22 protein-coding genes are annotated in these 20,334 nt (G+C 43.1%); 9 read left to right on the top strand and 13 right to left on the bottom strand.

Going from position 1 to position 20,334, the window contains the following annotated elements:
• Positions 1-25: 25 nt before the first annotated feature.
• Positions 26-475: a GatB/YqeY domain-containing protein gene (locus JMX63_RS01760; RefSeq protein WP_057758141.1), complete on the bottom strand. Its 450-nt coding sequence runs from the start codon at positions 473-475 to the stop codon at positions 26-28.
• A 202-nt stretch (positions 476-677) separates the two neighbouring features.
• On the bottom strand, positions 678-893 hold the full coding sequence (rpsU, locus tag JMX63_RS01755; protein ID WP_010195908.1) for a 30S ribosomal protein S21: 216 nt from the start codon (positions 891-893) through the stop codon (positions 678-680).
• Positions 894-1,531: 638 nt separating this feature from the next.
• Here rpsU and JMX63_RS01750 point away from each other — a divergent pair.
• The 4 genes from JMX63_RS01750 to crcB all read left to right on the top strand — a co-directional run bounded on the left by JMX63_RS01750 (position 1,532) and on the right by crcB (position 4,379).
• Complete coding sequence (locus JMX63_RS01750) at positions 1,532-1,903, top strand: hypothetical protein (RefSeq protein ID WP_102090829.1); 372 nt, start codon at positions 1,532-1,534, stop codon at positions 1,901-1,903.
• A gap of 132 nt (positions 1,904-2,035) precedes the next feature.
• Entirely contained in the window at positions 2,036-2,560 is a 525-nt protein-coding gene (locus JMX63_RS01745) for a c-type cytochrome (protein WP_102090828.1), read from the top strand.
• A 344-nt stretch (positions 2,561-2,904) separates the two neighbouring features.
• Positions 2,905-3,963 carry a tRNA (adenosine(37)-N6)-threonylcarbamoyltransferase complex transferase subunit TsaD gene (tsaD, locus tag JMX63_RS01740; RefSeq protein ID WP_201570472.1) on the top strand — a complete coding sequence of 353 codons (1,059 nt, stop codon included), beginning with the start codon at positions 2,905-2,907 and terminating at the stop codon, positions 3,961-3,963.
• Between the two features lie 44 nt (positions 3,964-4,007).
• The gene (gene crcB / locus JMX63_RS01735) at positions 4,008-4,379 is read left to right on the top strand and encodes a fluoride efflux transporter CrcB (RefSeq protein ID WP_101205094.1); all 372 of its coding nucleotides are present in this window, start codon (positions 4,008-4,010) and stop codon (positions 4,377-4,379) included.
• A gap of 193 nt (positions 4,380-4,572) precedes the next feature.
• Here crcB and JMX63_RS01730 read toward each other — a convergent pair whose 3' ends face one another.
• The 3 genes from JMX63_RS01730 to JMX63_RS01720 form a co-directional block, all read right to left on the bottom strand.
• On the bottom strand, positions 4,573-5,097 hold the full coding sequence (locus JMX63_RS01730; RefSeq protein ID WP_031944047.1) for a PaaI family thioesterase: 525 nt from the start codon (positions 5,095-5,097) through the stop codon (positions 4,573-4,575).
• 74 nt (positions 5,098-5,171) lie between these two features.
• The gene (locus tag JMX63_RS01725; protein ID WP_225211549.1) at positions 5,172-5,480 is read right to left on the bottom strand and encodes a hypothetical protein; all 309 of its coding nucleotides are present in this window, start codon (positions 5,478-5,480) and stop codon (positions 5,172-5,174) included.
• Between the two features lie 61 nt (positions 5,481-5,541).
• The gene (locus JMX63_RS01720; protein ID WP_201570463.1) at positions 5,542-6,420 is read right to left on the bottom strand and encodes an alpha/beta hydrolase family protein; all 879 of its coding nucleotides are present in this window, start codon (positions 6,418-6,420) and stop codon (positions 5,542-5,544) included.
• Between the two features lie 86 nt (positions 6,421-6,506).
• Here JMX63_RS01720 and JMX63_RS01715 point away from each other — a divergent pair, with 86 nt between their 5' ends.
• A complete protein-coding gene (locus JMX63_RS01715; protein ID WP_095570545.1) occupies positions 6,507-6,872 on the top strand; it encodes a MerR family transcriptional regulator in 366 nt (121 codons plus the stop codon).
• Between the two features lie 290 nt (positions 6,873-7,162).
• On the opposite strand, the gene JMX63_RS01710 is transcribed toward JMX63_RS01715, so the two are convergent.
• From JMX63_RS01710 to potA, 5 genes are all read right to left on the bottom strand, one after another.
• On the bottom strand, positions 7,163-7,594 hold the full coding sequence (locus tag JMX63_RS01710; protein ID WP_101205485.1) for a hypothetical protein: 432 nt from the start codon (positions 7,592-7,594) through the stop codon (positions 7,163-7,165).
• 342 nt (positions 7,595-7,936) lie between these two features.
• Positions 7,937-8,827: a LysR family transcriptional regulator gene (locus JMX63_RS01705; RefSeq protein ID WP_101205486.1), complete on the bottom strand. Its 891-nt coding sequence runs from the start codon at positions 8,825-8,827 to the stop codon at positions 7,937-7,939.
• A gap of 115 nt (positions 8,828-8,942) precedes the next feature.
• Complete coding sequence (gene potC, locus JMX63_RS01700; protein WP_101205487.1) at positions 8,943-9,749, bottom strand: spermidine/putrescine ABC transporter permease PotC; 807 nt, start codon at positions 9,747-9,749, stop codon at positions 8,943-8,945.
• Positions 9,749-10,627 (bottom strand): spermidine/putrescine ABC transporter permease PotB, encoded by an 879-nt coding sequence (gene potB / locus JMX63_RS01695; RefSeq protein WP_201570455.1) that lies wholly within the window; start codon positions 10,625-10,627, stop codon positions 9,749-9,751. The genes potC and potB overlap by 1 nt, the downstream gene beginning before the upstream one ends.
• Positions 10,627-11,868, bottom strand: a complete 1,242-nt coding sequence (gene potA / locus JMX63_RS01690) for a spermidine/putrescine ABC transporter ATP-binding protein PotA (RefSeq protein WP_101205489.1) — start codon at positions 11,866-11,868, stop codon at positions 10,627-10,629. The genes potB and potA overlap by 1 nt, the downstream gene beginning before the upstream one ends.
• A 401-nt stretch (positions 11,869-12,269) precedes the next feature.
• Between potA and JMX63_RS01685 the strand changes: the two genes are divergently transcribed.
• From JMX63_RS01685 to JMX63_RS01675, 3 genes are all read left to right on the top strand, one after another.
• Positions 12,270-12,908, top strand: a complete 639-nt coding sequence (locus tag JMX63_RS01685; protein WP_057758161.1) for a carbonic anhydrase — start codon at positions 12,270-12,272, stop codon at positions 12,906-12,908.
• A 176-nt stretch (positions 12,909-13,084) separates the two neighbouring features.
• Positions 13,085-13,648 carry a lactoylglutathione lyase gene (gloA, locus tag JMX63_RS01680; protein ID WP_201570448.1) on the top strand — a complete coding sequence of 188 codons (564 nt, stop codon included), beginning with the start codon at positions 13,085-13,087 and terminating at the stop codon, positions 13,646-13,648.
• A gap of 72 nt (positions 13,649-13,720) precedes the next feature.
• A complete protein-coding gene (locus JMX63_RS01675; protein ID WP_101205491.1) occupies positions 13,721-14,698 on the top strand; it encodes a mechanosensitive ion channel family protein in 978 nt (325 codons plus the stop codon).
• Positions 14,699-14,826: 128 nt separating this feature from the next.
• Here JMX63_RS01675 and JMX63_RS01670 read toward each other — a convergent pair whose 3' ends face one another.
• The 3 genes from JMX63_RS01670 to ribA all read right to left on the bottom strand — a co-directional run bounded on the left by JMX63_RS01670 (position 14,827) and on the right by ribA (position 17,437).
• Positions 14,827-15,303 carry a c-type cytochrome gene (locus JMX63_RS01670; protein ID WP_057758167.1) on the bottom strand — a complete coding sequence of 159 codons (477 nt, stop codon included), beginning with the start codon at positions 15,301-15,303 and terminating at the stop codon, positions 14,827-14,829.
• Between the two features lie 387 nt (positions 15,304-15,690).
• Entirely contained in the window at positions 15,691-16,701 is a 1,011-nt protein-coding gene (gene hemF, locus JMX63_RS01665; protein ID WP_201570446.1) for an oxygen-dependent coproporphyrinogen oxidase, read from the bottom strand.
• A gap of 7 nt (positions 16,702-16,708) precedes the next feature.
• Entirely contained in the window at positions 16,709-17,437 is a 729-nt protein-coding gene (gene ribA, locus JMX63_RS01660; RefSeq protein WP_101205493.1) for a GTP cyclohydrolase II, read from the bottom strand.
• A gap of 632 nt (positions 17,438-18,069) precedes the next feature.
• Between ribA and dxs the strand changes: the two genes are divergently transcribed.
• Positions 18,070-20,133: a 1-deoxy-D-xylulose-5-phosphate synthase gene (dxs, locus tag JMX63_RS01655; RefSeq protein ID WP_101205494.1), complete on the top strand. Its 2,064-nt coding sequence runs from the start codon at positions 18,070-18,072 to the stop codon at positions 20,131-20,133.
• Positions 20,134-20,334 lie beyond the last annotated feature (201 nt).

Genomic DNA, 20,334 nt, shown 5'->3' with positions numbered 1-20,334 from the left:
GTAGCCTGCCAATCAATAGCAAGTGCTAGCCTTGTAGCGCGTCTTTGACCATTTTAGAAATCAAAGCAGGATCAGCACGGCCAGCTGTTTTATTCTTCAAAACACCCATGACGCTACCCATATCACGCATAGACGTCGCACCTTGCTCAGCGATTTCAGCATTTACCAATGCCATGATCTCGTCTTGATTCATTTGCTGCGGCATAAACTCGTTGATGATATCAATCTCAAACTGCTCTTTGGTGGCCAAGTCATCACGGCCATTTTCTGTAAAGATAGTTAGTGACTCTTGACGCTGTTTTAGCTGTTTTTGCAAAACTTCTAATACTTGGGCATCATCAAGTTCTGTCTGACGGTCAATCTCGATTTGTTTCACTACTGACTGTACGTTGCGCAGTACTTTGACGCGCTCAAGTTCACGAGCTTTCATTGAAACTTTGATATTGTCTGATAACGTCTGTTTAAGTTGGCTCACTGCTATTATCCTTATCGATCTGTTAAATGCTATTCGCTAGATGTCGTTTGTTAAATTTTAGAACAAAACCTGCTGATAGTGGTTTTAATAAAAAATTATGTCAGCAGTAATAACAAAAATTGTAGCATAAAAAACGCCACTGATATCGATTGATAACAGTGGCGTTAGTGTAGCGCTTGTACTTAGCTAATCAGATTACTGATTAGTACATACGAGTGGTACGAATAGTTTCGCGTTGTAACTTCTTCTTATAACGCTTTACGGCAGCAGCTTTTTTACGCTTACGTACTTGCGTTGGCTTTTCATAAAACTCACGCTTACGTACGTCTGATAATACACCAGCTTTTTCACAAGCACGTTTGAAACGACGGATAGCGATATCAACTGGTTCGTTTTCTTTAACCTTAACTGCAGGCATGAAGACTCCTCGATTAGGATGAGATATAAGGGCATTAGTTTGGCTGTGTATTAGTATTTAGCCGTAATATCTCAAGATTACAGGCATCAGCTCAAACTAGGACAATTCTCACGCATTAGCGTAAGGGCAGGTATTTTAATAAAAAATACCAACAAAGTCAATGATTTTAAGCATTTATTGCTGATAAGGTATTCAATTAGATAGCTATTTGAATTTGGCTCTCAAACTATGAATTCGACATATATACAACGCTTTATCAATAAAAAACCCCTACCGTCTATAACGGTTTGATTGGAGTTTATGCTATGATAATTCCCATATTATAGGGTCTATTGAACATTCAAATATTAGGGCTGCTGATGGCTAAAGTTACACCAAACTAGGCGAAAACCGACGATAATGTCGAGACCTTAGCTAGGTTTTCAACAACGGTTGGGGTAATTTTAGCATCAGCCTTTCAGGGCAGTACTCTTTTTTGTCAATATATGGCGAAATAATTTAACCTAGAATGACTAGGCTTCAACAATTTCACTGCATATTGTCTAAAAAATAGTGACTGCCAGCACCACATTTGAAAGTTCAATAGACCCTAGTAAGCCTATGAACCGTTTTGTGTGTATTTTATTGAGGATGTTGGAATGAAAAAGACAGTATTTAACACGGCATTAAGCACCGCACTTATCGTAACTTTAGGTGTGAGCGTGAGCGCTTGTAGTGGCGGCGAAGAGCATGAAGAAGTAATGGCAATCGATCGCGTTGACGAAGCTGCTGAACTTGCCATCAAAAATGCGCCACCAGCTGAAGAAATGGAATTCCCAGAGACAGCACCAATGCCAGCGGCTGATGCTGCGGGTACAGAAGCTGATGGTACAGCTACTGCCGAAGCAGGAACGGCTGACGCTGATACTGCAGAAGCAACAGCTACCGATAGTGCGGATACAGCCGCTGCTCCTACTGACAGTGCTGATATGGCGGCTACTGAAGATACAGCTGAAGCCACTGCCGAGTAAACTAGAATCTAGTGCTGAATTGACTATTAGCTCAATGGGCTATTAAACAGTCGTTGGTCGTATACGTAAGTAATTTAAGCTGATATAACGCATCTCTAATTGATTGCAGACTGACTAAGTAAGGGTAAAACCATGATTGATATACAACCGTATATGAACAAGCTGAAATTGTCTGTGATCGGCATGAGCGTGGCATTTGCTGTGAGTGCTTGTAGCGGTGATAACACAGCTACGGAAGAGTCTGCAGTAGCCGATGAACCTGCTACCGCTATAGAAGAAACAGCTGTAGCCGAGGGTACGACGCCTGAGTCTGTGGTTGAGCCAGATACAGAACCAAAAGCAGCAACAGAGTCTGCCGACATAGTAGATGACGCAGTGGTAACACCTGAAACTGATTCTGAGCCTGAAGTGTTGGCAGCAGATGCAGGTGCCAAACTGTATGAATCAAACTGTCAGGTTTGTCATGCTGCAGGTTTGCTCGATGCGCCAAAGTATGGTGATACAGCGGCTTGGACGGCTCGTTTGACCAAAGACAAAGAGACGCTATATATGCACTCGGCTAAAGGCTTTAATAAAATGCCAGCGCAGGCGGTAAACGGTGTCAGCGAAGCACAAGTTAAAGCAGCGGTTGATTATATGCTAGCGTCGGTAAGCTGATACGGTATATATAGAGTATGTAAGCTATTGAAATTTGCTAAACTTGCCGTCATTGTGACTGACAATGACGGTTTTTTTTATGCACGTTTTTTGTCATGCCAGTCTGAGAATATACAGCTGTATCAAGCGAATTCGAGATAGCGTGTGGCTGATTGTATTATAGTCGGTGAACTACTAAACCGCTACGGCGTTACCCTCCTTAGATGTACTACTTGTACAATCTGCAGTCGGCTGCCTTGTACTCATTTTAGAGTTCTTTGACTATAGTTATCCAATTTCTCAAAATGATGTAAGATAAAAGTGCGACAAAAATAGCACGAAAACGAAAGTATAAAGGCAAAAGTATGAAAGTATTGGGCTTAGAGACATCTTGTGATGAGACGGGGCTAGCGATTTTTGATAGTGAGCAAATAAATAGCGACAACCAAGGTTTGGTCGGGCAAGTACTGTACTCTCAGATTGAGCTGCACGCACTTTATGGTGGCGTTGTGCCTGAGCTTGCTAGCCGCGATCATATTCGCAAGCTTGTGCCGTTACTTAATGAGCTGCTAGAACAGTGCGATATGAAAAAAAGCGACATCGATGCGATTGCCTATACTAAAGGGCCTGGTCTTATTGGTGCATTGATGACAGGCGCACTATTTGGTCGTAGCTTGGCATATGGTTTGGATATTCCAGCGATTGGTATTCATCATATGGAAGGCCATCTTTTGGCACCGCTTATGGGTGCAAACCCTCCGGCATTTCCTTTTGTCTCTCTACTAGTATCTGGTGGGCATACGTTACTCATTGCTGCTCACGGTGTTGGGCAGTATGAGATATTGGGTGAGTCGATAGATGATGCGGCGGGTGAGTGTTTTGATAAAGCCGCTAAAATGTTGGGTCTGCCTTATCCTGGCGGCCCTAATATTGCCAAACTAGCAGAAACTGGTAATCCTGACGCTTACGCACTTCCAAGACCGATGCTACATCGGGGTCTAGACTTTTCGTTTAGTGGTATGAAAACAGCCGTGCATAATCTTATTAAAGATACGCCACATTCAGGAGGGTCGGGTAATGGTGCTGACAGCGATCCAAAAATTCGTGCTGATATTGCCGCTAGCTTTCAGCATGCAGTGGTCGATACACTGGTGAAAAAATGCGTCAAAGCACTCAAGCAAGCAGATATGAGCCGCTTAGTAATTGCGGGCGGGGTCAGTGCCAATACTCATCTGCGTGAGATGTTAGAGGCTGAACTGGCTAAGATCAATGCAACGGTTCATTATGCACCGCCTGCGCTATGTACGGATAATGGCGCGATGATTGCTTATGCAGGTTTTGAGCGCTTGCAAGCAGGACAGTCTGATGATTTGGCCGTTAGCTGTATTCCGCGTTGGCCGATGACAGAATTGCCAGCTGTGTAATTGAGCCTTTTGTTCAATACGTTTATATGAATTAAGGACAGTCTATGCAGTGGCTTGCTATTGGTTTGGGCGCAGCATTCGGTGCTTGTTTGCGAGCTTGGCTATCGCGTTTTAATGCTTTGCACGGTTGGGTGCCACTCGGTACCCTGAGCGCCAATATCTTAGGCGGACTGCTGATAGGGCTTGCGCTAGTATGGTTTGAGCGCATGGGAAGCAATTTATCTGATCATGTACGCGTGTTTGTGATTACCGGATTTTTGGGCGGGCTAACGACCTTTAGTACGTTTAGTGCAGAGGTATTTGGCTTTATCCATGACGGGCGGCTGCTGGCAGGATTAGCGCTCATCGGCCTGCACGTTGGACTGACATTATTAGCAACCGCGCTTGGCTTTTATTTCTTTAAGTGCGTACTTTGAGCTTGTATCGATATCACCTGCTTAATGAGTGGTCTGATTTAAGTGGTTACCGAAATACAGTCTGTTTTAAATGGTCTGTTAATGAGTCTAGAGGGCATAATGACTGGTTCCGCTGGGGTATACCCATATAATATCCATTATATTCTTAGCATTTTTCTTTGGTTTAAAAGCTATTAACGATCAAAAATTTTATCTAAACATCAAGAATGATGCAGGTTGTGGTGGCATGGGCATATAATTTGCCATCAGGCCCTACAATTTTGCCTTCAGCAGTCGCTGTTCTCCGACCAGCATGAATGACTTTGCCTTCAGCCCGTACTAAAGGTGTTGCCACTGTCAAAGCTCGCACCATATTTACTTTTATCTCTAAAGTTGTGTAGGTTTTTCCTGCTGGCAAAAGGGTATGGACAGCGCAGCCAACAGCGGAATCTAAAAGCGTGCAGAACCAGCCGCCGTGGACTGTACCCAATGGGTTGTAATGATGACGCTTTGGCCGCCCTTGAAAAACGGCAATACCTTTTTCCATATGGATAGGAGTGTAGTCAAGTGTCAGACCAATAGGAGGATGAGGCAGCTCTCCTGCAAACATAGCATTAAAAATATCCATACCACTGCGAGTGGTTAAGTCTGATAATGGAATAACATCAGCGTTACCTAGCTTTTCTCTAATACGTGCTTCTTCTGCTTCCCATGTTGCTATTGTTTCTTCGACATTCATTTTCAATTCCTTAAAACGATAAATAAGAGGTTAGGCTATTTTTATAAAGGCTAAAGTTTCACCAATTAGTACTCTTAATGCCCACTTTTATTTTTAAAGTACATCGTTACATAGGCGATTAACCAAAAGGCACAAATTGCTTGAAACCAGATAAGACTGTGCATGGTAACAGTCATGATATTATCAGTCTCTATGTTGTAGTGCAGTAACGACAACAACCCCATTAAGGCGTACAAATAAAGCCACCAACGTCCTTTGGTCATCTGGCTTTTGACAGCCACAATCAGGCCATAGATACCAATTGGTGTCATGACGAACCAGAAGGCATCTACAAGCTGAGGAGATAACCAATCAGGCTCAGGATAGTGATCGAAATGAATCACATTATGAACATAGTGTAAAATGCTCGAAAACACATTAAGTAATACAATGAAAATCAGGGTTTTATAGTGTTTGTAACGGTTTATCATGATGTACCTTGTTGATCGTCTCTAAAATATCTTGCCAAATATGAGTGTTTTTACTTCTAAAGTAGCCAAAATGTCCAACTGATTGGTCTGAGCCCCTGCCAATGCTATAGCGTTTAAAAGTGATAGGTCGATCGCTGGTCACATTTTTCCAAAAATTATGCAGGTTGCGTTCAGTACAGATTTCATCATCATCGGCAGTGAAGACGAAAGTTGGCACATTAAAATTTTTGTAAGTACCAAGGGGAATGGTTTTCCCATAGAATTTATCTGAGAAAAACAGCTCTTTTTCTCGGCACCAAGCACCCCATTCCTCTGTAAAACCAGCTGGCAAATCTTCCATGAGTTTGAAGCTTTTAGCCGGCACATAATTAAAGACTTTATTACTAAGCGGTGCTAAAAAACGGAAAAAGAAATTGGCTTTAAGACGATAGCGAAGCGGCATATAGCTAAAATATCCTGCCGATACAGCCACTGCAATTAGAGCATCTAATTGATCGGCGTTATGAGCAAGGCCAACTTGTTGACCTCCAGCGCTATGCCCTACGCAATACAAGGGTAAGTCATTGAACAGGCGCTTAGCTGTATCGATGGCAGCTGGAATGTCGTACCGTCCGATATCAGAATACTGATAATGACACTCCTTTAGATGACTTGTTTTAGAATCGCAAAAACCTCTATAGTTCCAAAGAATGACATGAAAACCATGCTCTCTTAAGTATTTAGCAAACGGCAAATAATAAGAAGTTTTAGTAGCGGTTCCTGGATTTATTAGAACAACGGCCTTAGGGTTATTCGCTTTATAGAGGGTTGCACGCAGCTCGACGTTGTCGTCCGTCAGAATATTTATATCCATAAAAGAACCTACTTGTTGTTAATTAACGCCTACTATAAACTATGGACATTACTCCACAGTCAAGCGTTAATTGAGGGTGCTCGATAATGAATATAAAAGAATTAACTGAAACAGTCGGACTAAGCAGAGATACGATCCGTTTTTACGAAAGGGAAGGATTAATTTCGTCACCATCTAGAAAATCTAATGGTTATAGAGATTACGATAACAGGATTGTGGAACAGCTCAATATGATTATTATGGCGAAGGAGTTAGGTTTCACCTTAAAAGAGATTAGAGAGCTAACAGAGCTATTGTATTCAAACAACCTGACGCAATCACAAATGGGTGAAAAGCTTCTAGAAAAAAACAAACAGCTAGAAATTAAAATTTCAGAACTGTCTAAGATGAAAACGTTAATCGATAATGCATTAAAAGGTATGTGTGAATATAAGGATAAGTTGGCGCTTTGAGACCTTCCTAAATTTTGTGTAAGTATTTAATCTAAACGTCAGTTACACAGAATCTGGGATGGTCTCTTCAAGTCCTCACTAGCGCACCGATCATAGATAGAATATCTATGGTAAGTACATCATGAAGTACACTGTGGCTATCTCAGCAAGTTGAAACCTTAATACCATTAGCTCACAGCCAAAGATTCAAGTCCTCACTAGGGAACCGTATTCTTAGCTTGAGCTAAACATATATTTTTGGGTGTACCGGATTTTTGTCTTACCACCTCACTCTATAAAAAATTCAAATTTCATACTGTATGTCGATCGAATATTAGTTCGATTAGATTAAAAACTTCCTTCTCGTCTAAAATTGATCCATTGTAGAGCATAGGTTTCAATGGTTGTCTTATAGAGCTACCTGCTTTTAGATAGATAGTCAATATCCAGTGATTAGTATGACCGCGAGTTAAAAGGTGTAAATCTAACCTTTCGATACCTCGCCATAATATTAAGTGTTGCTGGTTTGACTTAAACACATGAAAAAAAGAAATTCCAGCTTGTTCAATCGTTACTATTTGCTTTTTACCTAACCAAATATAAGATAAAAGTAAAAGACCAAAGCTACCACCTCCTATGAGCAACCATCCAATACTAATTATAATCCACTCTCCTTCTTGCTTAGCGATCGGAGCAACAAAGCAACCCAGAATAAATATAAATATCGAGCCAATTATATTCATGAAGTGCTGTTTGAGGGTATAAGTCAGTTTGATTGGATAAGGAACTAAATTGTTACTAATTTTTATCCCCTTTTTTGAAATGATTCATAATTTGTTTTAGTATCAACTCTACGTTCAAGTCCCTTTACTAAATCTATCATTAAATCCTTATCTGTCTGCTCAAAAAATCCAACAAATTATCAGCTGTGTATTTCTTTAAATGTATACATGTTCTAAGCCTTTAGTAAAAATCATACTATGAAAGACGTAATATTTAGTTAGAGTATGGACTAGTCTGCAACTCGCAAGTATCTTCAAAAACTAAATATTGTTCTCATAACGAGTGTTATGACAAATAAAGCTTTAAACCGGCTTCACAATCCCTTCTAACAAACTCGCAAAACCCTGCATATAAGCAATGTCTTGACTAGAAGTACGCGTCGCCGCATACAACTGACAATGTACGCCATCACCTAACGGACGGGAGACCACCCAGCCTTTTCTCTCGTATTCAGCAACCACCCAATCAGGCAATGCTGCTACGCCGCGTTCACTAGCAACCAACTGAATTAGCATCGCGGTCAGCTCTGTCGTACGAACACTCTCAAAGCTTACTTGTGCTGGCGTCATAAAGTTAGCAATGATATCGAGGCGTTTGGCTTCTACGGGATAGGCAATCAATGTCTCATTAATCAAATCATCTGGTTCAATAAATTTTTGAGCCGCTAAATCATGCGTTGGTGAAAGTACCAAACGACTCTCATATTCAAACAATGGCTGATAGCTGATACCGTCGAGCGGTAAATCACTGGTAGTGATAAGCAGATCAATATCACCTTCCATGAGTAGATGATGCGGCTCAGGCTCAAACCCTGTGGCAAAGTCTAGCTCGACATCCGACCATTCACGGCGATAGTGGTTCAGTATTGGCATGAGCCAATCAAAGCAGCTGTGGCACTCTGATGCTAGGCGTAATCTACCTGCTTGACCGTGTGCTAAGCGTTTAAGATTTGATTTAGTGCGAGTAACTTGCGGTAGGATATTGTCTGCCAATGCCAATACTGCTTTACCAGCTGGCGTAAAACTAAGCGGGCGCGTCCGACGATTGACTAAGCTGATGTCGTAATAGTTCTCAAGCTCTTTTAATTGATGCGAAACGGCCGAGGCAGTAACGTGTAGCTCATCTGCCGCTGCTGCAAGTGAACCATGCGCTCGTAGCGCGGTTAATGTATTAAGATGACGTAGCTCAAGCATAATATGACCTAACCGCTAAGGTGAGAAAAATTCATTATAGTCAATATAGCGCTGACTTTCACTCATAGTCCATTATTAATGAGTAGTTAATAAGCAATTAGTCAGCAATCAATATCTAGCGCTTGCGTAACAATAACTGTGAGATAACGACCAACACTAGCGAAGCAACCAGCAATAACGTACCAATGGCGTTGACTTCTGGCTTGAGTCCTACGCGCACCATAGAATAAATGCGCAGCGGTAAAATCTCATAACTAGGCCCTGTGACAAAGGTCGATACTACTACATCATCTAGCGATAGGGTAAAAGCCAGCAACCAACCCGCCATAACCGCAGGCAAGATAACGGGAATCAATACGGTGCGCACCATGGTTGATTCGTTAGCACCTAAGTCGCGTGCCGCTTCCATCAAGCGCTCATCTAAACTACTCAACCGCGCAAAGACGGTAATCACAACAAAAGGTAGGCAAAAAGTAATGTGCGCCAATAGCAGCGAGACAAAGCCCAATTGCAAGCCAATTAATAAAAACAGTGCTAGCAATGAAATAGCGAGTACAATCTCAGGCGACATCATCAGGACAAATAGCAGCCCGTTTAGTAAGCCTTTACCGCGAAAGTTATAACGGTGTAATGCCAACGCTGTAAGCGTGCCTATCAAAGTTGAGACGGTGGCTGCCACCAATCCTAATACAATCGAGTGCCAAAACGCATCGAGCATCGCTTGGTTATTAAACAGTGACTCGTACCACTTTAAGCTAAAGCCGCCCCAGTTGTAGCCGATTTTTGACTTGTTAAATGACATCACCACCAAAACAATGATGGGCAGGTACAACAAGGCATAAATCAGTCCGAGATAGCCTTTGGCAGCGATACTGCCAATCTTAAGCGTACGAGCTTTTTTATTCGGTGAGCTATAAGACATTAGGCCACCTCGTTAAAATCAGTTTTGCCAATACGGCGACTACTGGCATGGTAGGCCAGTAACAATACGGCCATTGCCAATGTCAGTAATACGCTAGCTGCCGCGCCAAAGGGCCAATCACGCGCATCTAGAAATTGGTTTTTGATGATATTTCCGACCAATAAGTTACGAGAACCACCCAAGATATCAGCCACATAAAACATGCCCATTGCAGGCAATAGCACGAGTAGCACACCAGAAATAATACCAGGTGTTGTTAATGGCAATACCACATGCCAAAAGGTCTGTGTTTTAGTTGCACCCAAATCCTGCGAAGCCAGTAGCATGTCATTACGCAAGTCGGTAAATACTGCATATAGTGGCAGTACCATAAAAGGGAACAGCAAGTAGGTTAGTCCTGCGATCACTGCGCCTTGTGTATATAAAATATCGATTGGCGTATCGATTACGCCGATGGCTAATAGCGATTTGTTAATCAAACCATTGTTAGCAAAGAGCAGCTTTAATGCATACGTTCGTACCAAAGAATTGGTCCAAAATGGCAGTATCAGTAGTAGTAGCAGTAATGGCTGCCAACGTACTTTTGCTTTGGATATTAGCCATGCAAAAGGGTAGCCCAGCAGCAAGCAGATAACCGTTGTGATACCTGCCATCCATAATGAGTGGACAAATACCTCAAAATACAACGGGTCAATCATCCGTACATAGCTGTCGATGCTAACAGGTAAGCTAATAAAGGCACTGCTATCACGAGTTAAAAAACTGACAGCGATGACTAGGATATTTGGTAATAGTGCAAATATCAGTAGCCAACCCCAGATTAGCCAAAGCGTGGCAGTACGAAATGGACTTTTGCTGCCTAAGTGGTTGCGAGCCATCAGCTACCATCCCTTTGTACAGTCGTGTCTGGCATAGCTTCAGAGTCTTCTGGTAATACCCATTCCCAGCCATCTACCCATGAGACTTTGACGCCCTCGTTTAGTTTGTAATCAAAGCTCGGGTCGTCTTCATCAAAGAACTCAGAGGCCTTAATGATATGACCATTTGCCAGTTCGATAATCGAGTCTAAGGTGCTACCTTTATAGTTACTCTCGATGACACGGCCTAACAGTCCGCTATGCTCGTTGTCTTTTGGATCATATATTCGTAAGTCTTCGGGGCGCAGTAGTAAATTGACGATATCGCCCACTTGTACATCATTGGCAAAATTGGGACGACGTAAGTTGCGTAAGGTGGTCGGCCCTTCTTGCGCCTGTGCTTCACAGACTTCGACCTCGATACGTCCATTGGTCACTTTACCATCGCGATCTGGCTGGTCTGGATGGACACCTTTAACCTCAGCTCTAAACAAATTGGTCTCGCCGATGAATTTGGCAGTAAACAAATTGGCAGGGGTTTCATAAATCTCGATAGGCGTACCGATTTGCTGGAACGTGCCATCTTTCATTACGGCAATACGGTCTGACATCGACAGCGCTTCTTCTTGGTCATGGGTCACGAAGACAAAGGTAATGCCTAGCTCACGTTGCAGACGCTTAAGCTCGGACTGCATTTGCAGGCGCAGTTTATGATCGAGTGCGGATAACGGTTCATCAAGCAATAGCAGTTTAGGGCGGTTAATCACCGCGCGTGCAATGGCAACTCGCTGCTGCTGACCACCAGACAAATCTTGTGGCTTGCGGTTGGCCAAATGCTCTAGCTGTACCATCGCTAGCATCTCGCTAACACGTCTTTGGATTTCATCTTTTGGGACTTTTTTTAGCTTTAGGCCATATGCCACATTTTGGGCGACGCTCATGTGAGGGAACAGCGCATACTGCTGAAATACGGTATTGACCGGACGTTTATCAGCGGACAAGCCTGCCATCTGTACGCCATCCAAATATATCGCTCCAGCGTTCGGCTGCTCAAAGCCTGCAATCAAGCGTAGTAATGTCGTCTTACCACAGCCTGATGGGCCAAGCAGCGTCAAAAACTCACCATGCTTGATATCAAGGTTGATGTCTTTTAGGACTTCGGTTTGATCATAGGTTTTTTTTAGACCAGTCAGTTGCAGCAGCACCTGATCATCATGAGGTAACGCAGAGGTGTTATGCGTATTTTGAGATAAATCGGTCATAATATCTGTTCCTGAGCGTCCAATATCTGTATACAGCTAGCTGTCATTATAGGGATTGGCATGAGCGTAAGCACGATTTGATTACTGTCTAAATGCTGCCTGAGTGCTGCGTATTATAACAAACCCTTGATATAAGTCAGTGCAAGTTCGTTATAAGTTACGCGAGTAATACTGTCGTAGCAGCGATATATACAGCTGTATTTTTAGATGTGACTACATTCACCTAGCGATATTTAGACAAATTTTTTTACCGTTTTTTGGTTTTTATTCCTATACAATCACGTTATGGCTGACAAACATGATTAGCCTGATAGTTTGGCGATAATTAGCCAGTCTGTGCTTGAATACATATATGCAAAACAGCTTATAACTCTAATATTATTGATGATAAAGGATCTCTCATGCCTACCGATATACGTCCAACCACAGGTCAAGAAGCGCTTGAGCTTTTAAAAGCAGGTAATGCACGCTACGTTGATAGCCTCACCAGTACCGATGAATATATGCAGCGCCGTCCAGAGTTGGTCAAGGATCAAAACCCATTGGCTATTATTTTGGGTTGCTCGGATGCACGAGTACCCGTTGAGATTGTCTTTGATCAGGGTTTGGGAGATTTGTTCGTTATACGAGTCGCAGGTAATGTGGTTGCACCATCGCAGATTGGTTCAATCGAGTTTGCAGCCGAAGCCTTTGGTACGCAACTGGTGGTGGTACTTGGACACTCGAAATGCGGTGCTGTTACTGCTTGCGTTGAGACGTTGATTAACCCTGAGCAGAACTATTCACCTAACTTGCAATCTATCGTTGATCGTATTCGCCCAAGCGTTTATAACTTACACGAATTGGCAACTGCCAATGGTCAAGACGTCGATGCAGACGAGCTGGTCGACCGCTCTATCCGCGCTAACGTACGTATGTCAGTCAGTCAGCTAAAGCATGGCTCACGTGCATTAGAGGACTTAACCAATAGTGGTCAGCTATTGGTAGTCGGTGCTGAGTATGATCTTGAGACAGGAAAAGTGCGTTTTTTAGATAGCTAGTTAGTCTTAGATAACTAGCTAGTTAGGGTATACAGACGAACACACCTTGTTCATATTCTTACAAAACCCTATCAGTTATTTCGCCATTTTTTATTATGATAAGAGAACGACGCAAATTACGACAATCGTGATTTGCGTGTTTTTGCCTTTATTTTCTGAATTATATTAGGATAATTATGTCTACTTCATCTAACAACAATAACGACGCAATAGACCAACCTGCTAGCAGCGTCAGTACTGATGGTGTTCAGCCAATCTCATCACAGACGACCGGTTTTACTTTTAACCACACCATGCTGCGTGTCAAAGACCCTGTTAAATCGCTAGCGTTTTACACTGGCGTCTTGGGTATGACCTTGCTTGCCGTTAAGAAGTTCCCTGACATGGGATTCGATTTATATTTCTTGGCTAAGTTGACCGAAAGCGAGCGCGAAAACTTGCCAACTGGCGATGATCTAGAAATTTTTGCTTTCCGCCAGCGTGGCATCTTGGAGTTGACGCACAACTACGGCACCGAAACCAAGGCTGACTTTAGCTATCATGATGGCAATCAAGATCCACAAGGTTTTGGTCATATTTGTTTTAGCGTTCCAAGCTTGGATGAAGCGGTTGCTTGGTTTGATAAAAACAACGTCGAATTCAAAAAACGTCCAGAAGATGGCAGTATGAAAAACATTGCTTTTATCAAAGATGTAGACGGCTATTGGATCGAAATCGTTCAGGCCGATTTGATGGGCTAATTGTCATAACGACAGCACCTATTAAGATAAGTGCGCTGATAAAAATAAATAGAATAAAGGAGTATCACCCAGATGCCTACCTCTGAGGCAGACACGACACTGAGTGCTGAGACAGCTGCGCAGTCTACGACGACAGATGGGTTGACCTATCAAAGCATTCTTGGTTCGGCAAATGAGATATGGGTTGGCTTTGTTGAGCGCATCCCATATTTTGTCGCATCAATTATCGTTATCCTAATTTTTTGGTTTTTATCGATTGTCTTCAAGAAAATCGTTCACAAATTATTAGGTAGCCGTAGTCGGCATCAGAACTTGGTAAAAGTGTTTCAGCGGGTAGGCGGGGCGCTTATTTTCTTTATTGGTTTTATGATAGCGATGGTTATTGCGGTACCGGGGTTCACTCCTGCTAAGTTGATTGGCGCGCTCGGTATTGGTTCCGTTGCTATCGGTTTTGCTTTTAAGGATATCTTCCAAAACTTGCTCTCTGGTATCTTACTGCTGATTTCAGAGCCGTTTCGTATCGGTGATCAAATCGTTTCAGGCGACTATGAAGGAACAGTCGAAGATATCAAAATCCGCGCAACTACCATCAGGACTTATGATGGCCGTCAAGTGGTGATTCCAAATTCAGATCTCTATACCTCAGCATTGACCGTCAATACCGCTTATAAGCAGCGCCGTCTGCAAGTCGCAGTTGGTATCGGTTATGAAGATGATATTGAAGCGGCTAAAGCTGAGATTATAAAAGCATTAGATAAGATAGAGAGCGTCTCAAAGAAAGCAACGCCAAGCGTAATTGCTACTGGCTTCGGCGGTTCGTCCATTGATCTCATGGTACGCTGGTTTATCGAAGATGGTACGCAAGCCAATAAGGTTGCCTCGATTCATCAAGTAATTGTAGGTATCAAAAACTCGTTGGATGCAGCGGGCGTAAATATTCCATTCCCAATACGTACAATCGATTTGAGTGATCCTTCAGTAAGTGCAATCGTTAATAAAATGAACGAGCAGCAAGACGTTGTGGACGTGAATAAAACAGTGGCCGAGTAGTGCGCTCGGTGAAATATTTAATTAGTGTTAAAACTTTAATTTCCACAATATTTAGAAAATCGAAAAACCGCCACATCAATTGATATGGCGGTTTTTTTTACGTGTCGACTTGCTATAAATATAAAGGCTTATTCGTCTTTTGCTCTAAAGTCGGTATGGCATGATTTACAGCTTGCACCAACTTGTCCAAAGGCAGGTTTAACATCGTCCATGCTAGTGGCGTTTTGGGCGGCGGCGTTTAGCTCAGCAGTGACTTTTTGAAAGTTTTCAGCTTCAGCACTGAAACCATCAGCATTAGACCAAACCGCTTCAGTAGCATTGCCTACCGCTTCTGGGTCTTCAAAATGACTCCAAGGCTTGGCGGCATCTTCTGCTAAGAATGCAGCTTGCTCTTTAAATACATCGGCATCAAATGTATCAGGTGCTTTTGCCATATCACCCATGACGCCCATTGCATCGCCCCAGTTTTTCATGGTGTCTTGACGCGCTTGCACATCAGGATTAGATCCTGTTGAAGTGCTACAGGCCGTTAGACCTAGTGCAGCTGCCATCAAGGTAACGCTAAACAGAGATTTGAAAGATTTGTTGGTATGAACCTGTGCCATATGACTTACTCCTTTAAACTTGGCTAATAGTAAGCGCGATTACAAACGCTCGCTTTGACTTAAAATATAGTTATACAAAATACTGCCTAAAATTCTTTTGAGCACAGTTGCTAATAAAGAACGTCTTCTATTGTAACGGTTATCTGGGCGATGGGAATTATATAGTTGTTATATCCTCGTAATATTTTAAATAAGCATACCTTAACTTGGTTGTTACTGCTTATAGTTGATTGCGATGATTGTATTGGTAAATACACGACATGTTTTTTACAATAATAACGTGAGAGTTGCTCGTTTGAATGGTACCGACAATAAAAAAGGCCAGCAAATAGAGGCTGACCTTTTTAATATTTTCCAAAAATATAAATGCCGTGATATTCACGAAACTTATAGTGCCAACCAATCACGCGGCTTTAGATAATAATCGGTCAACTCAAATTCAGGCGTTCCTTCAGCAGGCTCAAAACGATAATGCCAGCTGGCAAGCGGTGGCATGCTGACTAGGATGGATTCGATACGTCCATTACTCTGTAGCCCAAATAGCGTTCCACGATCGTAGACCAGATTGTATTCGACGTAGCGGCCACGGCGATAGAGCTGAAACTCGCGCTGCGTTTCAGTATAAGGCGTATTTTTACGTTGTTCAAAAATCGGCATGATACCGTCAAGATAACCGTTGCCCACGGCTTTCATAAAGTTAAAGCAGGTCTCAAAATCCCAGCCGCGACTTTCGGTACTGACGTCATCGTAAAACAGACCACCAATACCGCGCTGCTCATCACGATGGCGTAGATGGAAATACTCATCACACCACTGTTTAAAATCAGTGTAAATATTGTCCCCAAAAGGCGCACACAAGTCGTGACAAACTTGATGCCAGTGTACACAATCAGCGAGTACTGGATAGAATGGCGTTAAGTCAAAACCACCGCCAAACCACCAGATAGGAGCTTCGCCTTCGGCTTCTGCTACGAATAAACGCACATTGGCATGGCTCGTAGGCACGTTTGGATTTCTGGGATGGACAACCAGTGACACGCCCATTGCTTGGGCTTTACGCCCAGCGATATCAGGGTGACGCGCGGTCGCAGAGGCGGGGAGGTTATGTACATGAATATGGCTAAACATGACGCCCGCTTTTTCGATGACCTCGCCATCTGCCAATACGCATGACCGCCCGCCGCCACCTTCAGGACGTTCCCAGTCATCAGGAACAAAGGTCGCATACTCGTTGTCGTTAGTGCTGCCATCACGCTCTTGTGCTTCTAGCGATTCACAGATACGTGCCTGTAAATCAACCAAAAATTCACGCACTCGCATGATGTCGTTATTGGTTGGCGTCGTAACGGACGCTACCGTTGATAAGTCTGTTTCGTTATTTGTATTTGTAATACTCATAAGATATCTATTTATTCAGGTGTATGGCGGTATTAAGGTCTGTATCGAGAGAAGCGTCTATATCAAGATTGATATTTTTATCAAACAAGTGGCCCATGCGATCACGTTTGGTTGCTAGATATTCCGCGTTCATATCATTGACACCGACCAACAATGGCACCCGTTCGACAACATCAATACCATGCTCAGTCAGATAAGCGACTTTGTTTGGATTGTTGGTGATAAGCCTTACAGCGTCAACACCGACATGGGCAAGCATCGGACCACACATATCATAGATACGCGCATCGGCAGGCAAGCCTAACATGAGATTAGCATCCAGCGTATCATGCCCTTGATCTTGGAGGGCGTACGCACGAATCTTATTAGTCAAACCAATACCGCGACCTTCTTGACGCAAATACAAAATCGCACCGCAACCTGACTCTTGGATGGCTTGCATGGCAGTATTGAGCTGTGGACCACAGTCACATTTCAATGAGCTAAACGCATCGCCTGTCAGACATTCAGAATGAATGCGAATGAGCGGTACTTGCTTCGCTATCGATTCGTTCTTTTGGTTCAATGCCGTGTCGTTTGAGGGTTGAATAGCCACATCATCTGTCTGTTGATCGACCACAGCTAGACCAACGGTCAGCATGACATGCTCTTGACCTTCGCTATTTTCAAAGATATGAATATCAAACTCGCCGTGACGAGTGGGTAATTTGGCACTAGTGATAAATTGATATGACATTGCTGTCCTACATAAGCCTAAAGTTGTGGCGGTGAAAAGTATGTTATTGCTGTTTGAAACGAGCGCTGTTTGAAACGGTACTGTTCGAGATAACCACTGTTTCCGATATAAATGTTAGTTGAGATGAGCATGTCACCTAAACTTTACTGCTAAAATTAAGATGATACCAGTATAACCTGTTCATAAAGACAGTGTGCTCATTGTATTTTTTATAAAAACACACAAAGTTCACAGACGACGCACGATGATTAAAGCGACAATTAAAAAAAAATGCTATTATGCCATACTATTTTGACGGATACAGTGACAAGTCTTTACCCTTACATTACTATGTCGTCACTAACATCCGCTATTGATGCAAAATAATAGGGCATAATGTCACCCCTCAGTTGTCAATAGTATAAAAGCATCAATAGTTTGATATCAAAACGTTGGTATTGACGCGCAGCCTATTGTGCTAGCGTGTCTACTGTCGTAAGTAGCGCAGCTATACAAATACGAAAGTTGCATGAATAATTATATGGTCGATTACATCAATAATGATGTAGGTATTATTGACGTCTTTTGATTATAGTCACCGCTATATTTTAAAGACACGTCTTGTCAGCAGATTGGTAGGTATCGTACGGTTTATGCAGCAGTCACCTCATTCTCCAAAGTCTCAGTCCCTATCTACATCAGTGCTGGATTCTGCTGCTCAGTTATCGAGCTTACAGCAGACCTATACTGTGATACCACGTGTGCGTCCTCATACGCCATTGCTTGATGCAATTGATACACCCACTGACCTCAGCACACTTTCGGCTGCCAAGCTTATTACGCTGGCTGATGAATTGCGCCTTTTTCTATTGTATTCAGCTGGTCAGAGTGGTGGGCATTTTGGTGCCAATTTGGGCGTGGTTGAGCTGACCATCGTATTGCATTATTTGTTAGAGACGCCGCAAGACCAAATCGTCTGGGACGTGGGTCATCAAGCTTATGCTCATAAAGTACTGACAGGTCGCCGTGAGCAGCTAGGTACTATCAGGTCTAAAGATGGTCTGACAGCATTTCCTGAGCGCGCAGAATCTGTCTACGATACATTTGGCGTTGGGCATTCATCGACCTCTATTTCAGCTGGTCTGGGTATGAGTCTCGCCCTGCGTTATCAAGGCCGCGAGCAAACGGTTGCTTGCATCATTGGTGATGGTGCGATGACAGGTGGTATGGCATTTGAAGCGATGAATGACGCAGTACAGCAAGATGCTGATTTACTGGTCATTCTAAACGATAATGATATGTCGATATCTTGCTCTATTGGCGGGTTTTCACGACATTTAGCGATGCTTTGGGAATCAGGTTATCAAGTTGATATCTCTGAGTCAGGTGAGCCAGTACTCTGCCACCGTCCTGATATGCAAGCGTTCGATCGCCGCAAACGTCATAAAGAGATGCGCGATGTTCCACAGCTAGAAGACAACTTATTCAAAGCGATTGGTTTTACCTATTTTGGTCCATTTGATGGGCATAATATTCCTGAGCTACTGCGCGTATTGTCACTGGCGAAGCAAGTAAAAGGTCCAGTAGTGGTACATATCTATACCACTAAGGGTAAAGGGTTTGCACCAGCAGAATTAGACCCAGTGGGCTATCACGCAATCAGTAAATTGCCAGTCGAAAATCATGAAGCGTCTAAAGCTGACTCTGTAGAGCAGCTAAAAAAACAACCAAGTACAAAGCAAGCGTTAAAATATTCGCAAGTGTTTGGCCAGTTTTTGTGTGACAAAGCAGCCGCAGACGATAAGCTGTTAGCTGTCACCCCTGCCATGGAAGAAGGTTCAGGGATGACGGACTTTGCTCGTCATTTTCCAGAGCGTTTCTTTGATGTGGCCATTGCTGAGCAACATGCTGTCACGCTAGCAGCTGGGATGGCAACTCAAGGCGTCAAACCTATTGTCGCGATTTATTCAACGTTCTTGCAGCGTGGGTATGATCAGCTGATTCATGACGTGGCTCTACAAAATCTCGATGTTATGTTTGCTATTGATCGAGCGGGCCTAGTCGGTGAAGATGGTGCCACGCATGCTGGCGTGTTTGATTTTGCATTTTTACGTTGTGTGCCTAATATGGTGATTGCAGCGCCAAAAGATGAGAACGAATGCTACCACTTGCTCAATACTTGCTATGAGTATCCAGGCTGTACGGCGGTACGTTATCCGCGTGGTACAGGCACAGGTGCTGATATTAAGCAGCCAGCCCAAACTTATAAAGTTGGTGAAGCAGTGGTTGAGTCAGTATTAGGTAAAGCTGATGCGCCTTACAAATTGGCACTATTGGCCTTTGGTACGATGGTCGCGACTGCTCAGCAAGCCGCAGAAAGCCTAACAAATAACGATGCAGCGTTAGATTGCCAGATACAGGTGGTCAATATGCGCTGGGTAAAACCGCTAGACACAGCAATGCTTGAGACGTTATTAGCACAAGGGGTCACTCATATAGCAACCCTAGAAGAGCACATGATTATGGGCGGCGCAGGTAGTGCAGTGAATGAGTATTTACTCAATGAGTCGGCAACCTTTAAGCAAAGTCGTCCAGCTATTGCTAATATCGGTATTCCTGATCGCTTTATTGCTCATGGCTCTCAAGCAGAGCAATTAGCTGATTGTGGTCTAGATGTCGAGGGCGTGGTTAAACAGCTTAAAACGCTCTTATCGTAAGCGTTACAATATTATTTTAAAAAATTAATGCGCTAAAAAGGCATGAATTAAAACCGATATAAGCTCTTTAAACAGAGCAAACGCCTGCTAGCCGTAGGTGCTAACTTTTTTACAACTTGCGCAGTTTAGATGATCGCCAAAGTACTGGCTTGGTCAGCGTAACGGTTTTTTCATTTTTATCGAACAATTTTAGTATAATGC

The organism is Psychrobacter nivimaris (genome assembly GCF_904846365.1).
Taxonomy (GTDB): domain Bacteria; phylum Pseudomonadota; class Gammaproteobacteria; order Pseudomonadales; family Moraxellaceae; genus Psychrobacter; species Psychrobacter nivimaris_B.
This window is presented reverse-complemented; position numbering and strand designations above follow the sequence as displayed.